Genomic DNA, 5,739 nt, shown 5'->3' on the forward strand with positions numbered 1-5,739 from the left:
GCCGTTTACTTTCAAAACAAACCTCATCTAGGTGCCACTGCCATTGAGGCCAGGATCGCAATCGTTCCACTCGTTTCTTCCGTATCTCAGATGCAAACATTGGCCCAAACCGGTTCCACCAGAATCGGACCGTCTCATGGCTGACGTCGATCCCTCGTTCGTGGAGTAAATCCTCTACGTTTCGAAGGGAGAGAGGAAATCGGACATAGAGCATCACTGCTAGGCGAATAATCTCAGGACTGGTTTTGAAGTAGCGAAATGGCAAAGGTTTTGTTATCGCCGAAGCTACGAAATGATCCTACTTTTCACAACAGGGTTTCTTCTGACACCACCCTCCGCATCAGCTTTCTTCTGCGCCCATCGTTTGTCCTTCCGAAATATTGCCTCAAATTTTGAAGCTGGCCAACGGTTATCTGCTAACAAATCATTAAGAAGTTCAGTTAAATCGTAAGCATTGATTCCGCGCGCAACCTTCTTGCAAGCTCATTACGAAGGCTGCGCACCAAAAGTGAACCTAGTTGCGACCCGTAGAAACGCGCTTATTTTCTGAGCGTTAGACATTTTGAAGAAACATGGCCTCCCTAGACAATAGGTGTCTCTGGAATTGCACACACTTTACATGGTAAGAATGGAAGCAGAAGATGATACAAATATGAGGGATTCACCTTTGGACCCCGACTACAAAGATTATCACTTACTGATGCCAAATACTGGCTGAACTAGAGACCGAAGATTTGGAAGATGCCCCACCATCCGAAGCGCAGAAAACAGGTTTTGCAGCGCTCATCCAAGAGTTGGACAAACAAAGCCAATCGATCGGATATGTGACGCTGGGTGAGACGATCGACCGGGCGAGCACACGCATGCATGGGGTTGCTATCTTTTTGATGGCGCTGCCTGAATGCATTCCTTTGCCCATACCCAGTTTCGGGGCGATTTTGGGCGTACCTCTCATCGCTGTATCCGCGCATTTGGCGATTTACGGTGAACGGGGCGACCTGCCAGCGAGTGCCCGCAATATCAAAATTCCGCATGAGGTGATCGCCGTGATGTCGCGCTATATGATCCGGCCGCTTCGCTCGGTCGAACGCGTGAGCCGAAACCGCCTGTCAGTACTGGGACGCCGTGAAAGGATCATCGGGGCCTTGTGCCTATTCATGTCGCTTGTGTTGCTACTGCCGATCCCTTTAATTAATGTTCCGCCCGCTGTTGCTCTCGCCTGCCTGTCATGGGGGCTTGTGCAGCGCGACGGGCTTTTCATCAGTCTGGGGATCGTCTTTTCAGCGGCCGTCGTACTGATCCTTTTTTCCATAGCGGATCTATTCGCATCGCTTCTCCCATGACCCTTAAAAACGACCACTTGATAATCTTTGCGAGGCTGCATGCCTGTCCTTGGCAGGCTCCTTCGGGCGCCGTCATTGAGGCGGAATAGGTTAATGCCTGCCATATGTAATAAAGGTCAAAGGCGGATAATTTCTGGATTAGTTTTTAAGTAGCAAAAGGAGAGCGTTTTGTCATTATCAAACGCTAATTGGATGCCCTGCCCCGCTCAAGTCGGTTTCCTCTGACAATACCGTTTCATGTTCTTAATTCTTTCAATAAGTTGCACGACCACCGCTCAAGTCGAAGACAGCACCTGTTGTAAACGAATTTTCGGGAGTACAAAGCCAAGCAATCATGCTCGCGGCTTCTTCTAAGCGCAGGAACCGACCCCGCGGGATTTTGGAAAGCATAAAATCGATATGCTCTTGGCTCATTTGGTCGAAGATCCGTGTTTTAGCCGCTGCAGGCGTCACGCAATTCACTGAGATATCAAGATCTGCATGTTCCTTTCCAAGTGATTTAGTTAGTGCAATGACACCAGCTTTTGACGAAGAATATGCTGCAGCATTGGGATTGCCTTCTTTGCCAGCGATAGAAGCGATATTGACAATGCGACCGAATTGCCGCGCTTGAAACCCAGCGAGCACAGCCTTGCAACAATTAAACGTTCCATTGAGATTTATGTCTATAATCGAGCGCCATTCTGCAGGCTCGTAGTCGATAACTTTTGCATTTGAACCCGCGACGCCCGCGGAATTGACAAGGATGGAAACGGGGCCGACTTGTTGCTCGACTTCGGCAAAAACCGATGCAACGCGGTCAGGATCCGTCACATCCACACCAAAGGCGACACAGCCATTGCCAAGGCTATCAGCCGCCTGTTTTGCCAATGCCTGATCTTGATCCCAGATCGCAACGGTAGCACCTGACGCTACCAGTCGTTCGGCAACCGCATAGCCGATCCCCTGCGCGCCTCCGGTCACTATGGCGCCCTGATTTTTCAAGTCATAGATATTCATCTATTTGATCCTTTTCGACATTATGTGTTTTATCATCGTTATCTCATCTCTCCGTTGATATGATTGTATCCGCGAATTTATCTGCGGTCATATTCGTTGGGTTACTTGTACAGGCTCCCCTGAACGTTTACCAATTTTAACTAAGTTCCCTCAGAGTAATAATACTGACCGAATTTATGTCTGATCTTACTTCGCTTCGGAACGATGTATGTGGTACAAAAAGACCCATCAGTGTTTGATTTATAATAGTCTTGAGTACGCCACCGGTAGGTGGAAAATTATGTGCAGATACAGTAACTGGGCCAAAATTATCCGTACAGTGGCACGCGATGTGGGTGATCACCACATGCAGGTGAATACGATGGGACCCGGCTGGATGATGACATAACGCCAAATCAAATCTGGGCGACGCCGGAAACGCTGGAAATGCGTTGTGAACGTTAATGCCTGCCCGGCTTGATCGAATCAGTCCACGTGGCCCGGTAGTAAATTCAATTTCGATTGTAAAAGGTAGCGGTAAACAAAGCCTTCAAGCTCTGATAGTTAAAGAGGTGATAGTCGGAGACTAATAGTTCGGATACCTTTAGCACTATCTCGCAATACCGTAGGAGTTTGCTATGCAACCTGAAGAAAAAATCAACATATTAGGTGGCCCTTTGCAGCTTTGCAGCTCTAAACCAGTGACCGGTTTTTTTAGAGATGGACATTGCAACACGTGCACAGAAGATAGAGGTTCTCACACTGTTTGTGCGGTTATGACGGCAGAGTTTCTCGCATTCTCAAAATATGTCGGCAATGACCTAAGCACATCTCGGCCTGAGTTCGGTTTTGTTGGCCTCAAAGCCGGTGACAGTTGGTGTCTTTGCGCTTCACGTTTCCTTCAAGCTCATGAAGAAGGCTGCGCACCAAAAGTGAACCTAGCTGCGACCCATAGAAACGCGCTTATTATCGTGGCTTTAGACATTTTGAAGCAACATGAACGCACAACAAAATAACCCTGCCGGTAGTTTCAGGCGAATTTGAACTCGTCTCTACTAGACCTATGAGGCCGCAAATATATTCCGCGTAGATATCGTCGCCACAGTCAAACAGCCAGCTTTTCGCTGTCCGTAGCGAATTCTTTGGACCTAAGTTTCTGGTGAGATAGTCGAGGGTCGCAACGAGTTATTCTTTATGCTTATTGTGGGGTCCAAATTCTGGACTGCTCACTGGGGCCTTTTCTATGACATCGACGATTTAACATATTGTCATTAAACGAAAAAAGGCGGCGCGCGGGCATAATCCATCCGGCACGTCGCCCAGTTGCGAAGAATTTTCACATTTGCCAGATAATTAGTCCTGGCGTGATGGGCCCAGAACGGGTTCGCCGCCATCCCCACCGCCGCAATTGATCCGCCTCACCGTGCGGTGTCTCCTGCGGCTCCCCCGCTTTTGTGGGTCCGGGTCCCCTACCGTGACCTCACCCTATTTGGCGAAACCATTGTGATCAGGAAGTCAGGGCGTCCGACTCCGTTATCTTTCTAAGCTCAGGTAAAAATTCAGCGTGGTGCATTTTCATGTATCGTATGCCCCTTGTATTGCTGATAAGTTTTGAAACATAACCGCGCGCCAGAACCAGATCGAGATGGTCAGTACCATAGGAGTCTTCAACAAGTCGAAACTCTCGTTCCAGATTGGTTGACTCCCGCTCCATCAGTTCCAGTTGCTGTTGGGAAATACCCTTTGCAGCTTTAGGTTTTTCCGGATTAACAAGTTGGCTTGCTGGCGTCGCGGCCAAAAGCGAACGTGCATAATTGACTGTATACTTGTTCATGGCCACCATGATTTCTGCAGCTTCAATCTGGCGCAACTGCTTCATCTTTTTGAGAACACAATGACTGACGTCAGCGCCTATGGGACCAAATGGGGTAATTTGATAAGAGAGTGTTCTTGGCTCATCGTAACCACTGAGGAGTGGAAGATGAGACAGACAACTGGAACACGCAAAAGCCCCGGCGAGAAGCTGGTCAAAGATATCAAGCGCGCTACCCGCAAGCATTACTCATCCGAGGAGAAGGTCAGGATCGTCCTGGATGGCCTGCGTGGCGAAGACAGCATTGCTGAGCTGTGTCGTCGTGAGGGCATTTCCCAAGGCATCTATTACAAATGGTCGAAGGGCTTCATGGAAGCTGGCAAGAAGCGGCTGGCTGGCGATACAGCCCGGGCCGCGAACACTGACGAGGTGAAGGATCTGCGCCGTGAAGCGCGCGATCTGAAGGAGGTCGTGGCAGAACAAACCCTCGAACTCCGTTTGCTCAAAAAAACATGCTTGGCCCCTCTCGGTGATGCTTGCATCACCTGCCAGGCAATGGATGGGGGCGACCACGAATGAGGTATCCCCCATCCGAGAAGTTATAGATCATCCGGCTGGTCGAAGGATCGCATCTATCGGCCCGCCTGACATTGGCTAAGCTGGGCATCCCTCGCACCACATTCTATCGCTGGTACGACCGATACCTCCAGCGCGGAGAAGCTGGATTGCAGGACCAATCTCCCAAGCCCAAACACGTCTGGAACCGCATTCCTGATGAGGTGCGGCGCAAGGTCATCAAGCTGGCGTTGAAAGAAACAGAGTTGTCACCCCGCGAGCTTGCGGTGACCTTCACAGACAAGGAAAGTTACTTTGTATCAGAGGCTTCAACATATCGAATCCTGAAAGCACATGATTTAATCACAAGCCCTACCTTTATCGTGATCAAGGCCGCGAGCGAGTTCAAAGACAAAACCACGGCGATCAACCAGCTGTGGCAGACCGACTTCACATATCTCAAGATCATCGGCTGGGGCTGGTTCTATCTCAGCACGATCCTTGACGATTACAGCCGCTATATCATCGCGTGGAAGCTCTGCACCAACATGCGGACACAAGACGTGACTGACACGCTGGACCTCGCTTTAGAAGCGTCGGGTTGCGATCAGGTACATGTCGTTCACAAGCCACGTTTACTCCCTACTCAGCGACAACGTCTCCAGCTACGTGTCCGGCGACTTGGCTGACTGGCTCAAAGGCAAAGGGATGAAGCATTCTCGTGGCGCGCCGTATCATCCACAAACACAAGGCAAGATCCACTCTCATCGATACTTCGTATCGACTGCCGTGCAATGGAACGATGGCACCAAACCCTGAAGAACCGCATTCTGCTGGAACATTACTTCCTGCCAGGTGATCTCGAAGCGCAGATCGAAGCCTTCGTCGATCACTACAACCATCAGCGCTACCCTTTGACCGGCAGGTGATTGGACCTGTCACGGTTTGATGCCGCTCCTTTGATAGCATTTACTGCAACAAAGGAGACTGAGCATGGGACTGAAACGAACAGACGAATTTAGGGAAGATGCGGTGCGGATCGCACTGACC

At 49.9% G+C, this 5,739-nt stretch carries 4 protein-coding genes and 2 pseudogenes; 3 read left to right on the forward strand and 3 right to left on the reverse strand.

The genetic code is table 11. The annotated features are described in order from the left end of the window. Positions 1-214, reverse strand: a pseudogene (locus AB9F29_RS20960) (IS6 family transposase); the annotation flags it as partial. A 520-nt stretch (positions 215-734) separates the two neighbouring features. Between AB9F29_RS20960 and AB9F29_RS20965 the strand changes: the two are divergent. After that, the gene (locus AB9F29_RS20965; protein ID WP_369757128.1) at positions 735-1,343 is read left to right on the forward strand and encodes an exopolysaccharide biosynthesis protein; all 609 of its coding nucleotides are present in this window, start codon (positions 735-737) and stop codon (positions 1,341-1,343) included. A gap of 252 nt (positions 1,344-1,595) precedes the next feature. Here the strand turns inward: AB9F29_RS20965 and AB9F29_RS20970 are convergent, their stop codons facing one another. Next, complete coding sequence (locus tag AB9F29_RS20970; RefSeq protein ID WP_369757129.1) at positions 1,596-2,342, reverse strand: SDR family NAD(P)-dependent oxidoreductase; 747 nt, start codon at positions 2,340-2,342, stop codon at positions 1,596-1,598. Positions 2,343-2,959: 617 nt separating this feature from the next. Between AB9F29_RS20970 and AB9F29_RS20975 the strand changes: the two genes are divergently transcribed. After that, positions 2,960-3,337 carry a DUF2237 family protein gene (locus AB9F29_RS20975; RefSeq protein WP_369757130.1) on the forward strand — a complete coding sequence of 126 codons (378 nt, stop codon included), beginning with the start codon at positions 2,960-2,962 and terminating at the stop codon, positions 3,335-3,337. 491 nt (positions 3,338-3,828) lie between these two features. Here the strand turns inward: AB9F29_RS20975 and AB9F29_RS20980 are convergent, their stop codons facing one another. Then, positions 3,829-4,380: a plasmid partitioning protein RepB C-terminal domain-containing protein gene (locus tag AB9F29_RS20980; RefSeq protein ID WP_369757131.1), complete on the reverse strand. Its 552-nt coding sequence runs from the start codon at positions 4,378-4,380 to the stop codon at positions 3,829-3,831. Between AB9F29_RS20980 and AB9F29_RS20985 the strand changes: the two are divergent. Further along, positions 4,303-5,597, forward strand: a pseudogene (locus AB9F29_RS20985) (IS3 family transposase); the annotation flags it as partial. The gene AB9F29_RS20980 and the pseudogene AB9F29_RS20985 overlap by 78 nt on opposite strands. Positions 5,598-5,739 lie beyond the last annotated feature (142 nt).

This window comes from Falsihalocynthiibacter sp. S25ZX9, assembly GCF_041205405.1.
Classification (GTDB): domain Bacteria; phylum Pseudomonadota; class Alphaproteobacteria; order Rhodobacterales; family Rhodobacteraceae; genus Falsihalocynthiibacter; species Falsihalocynthiibacter arcticus.

Coding starts and splice junctions, on each gene's coding strand:
- AB9F29_RS20975 (WP_369757130.1), top strand. CDS start 2,960: ATGCAACCTGAAGAAAAAATCAACATATTAGGTGGCCCTTTGCAGCTT.
- AB9F29_RS20970 (WP_369757129.1), bottom strand. CDS start 2,342: ATGAATATCTATGACTTGAAAAATCAGGGCGCCATAGTGACCGGAGGC.
- AB9F29_RS20980 (WP_369757131.1), bottom strand. CDS start 4,380: ATGCTTGCGGGTAGCGCGCTTGATATCTTTGACCAGCTTCTCGCCGGG.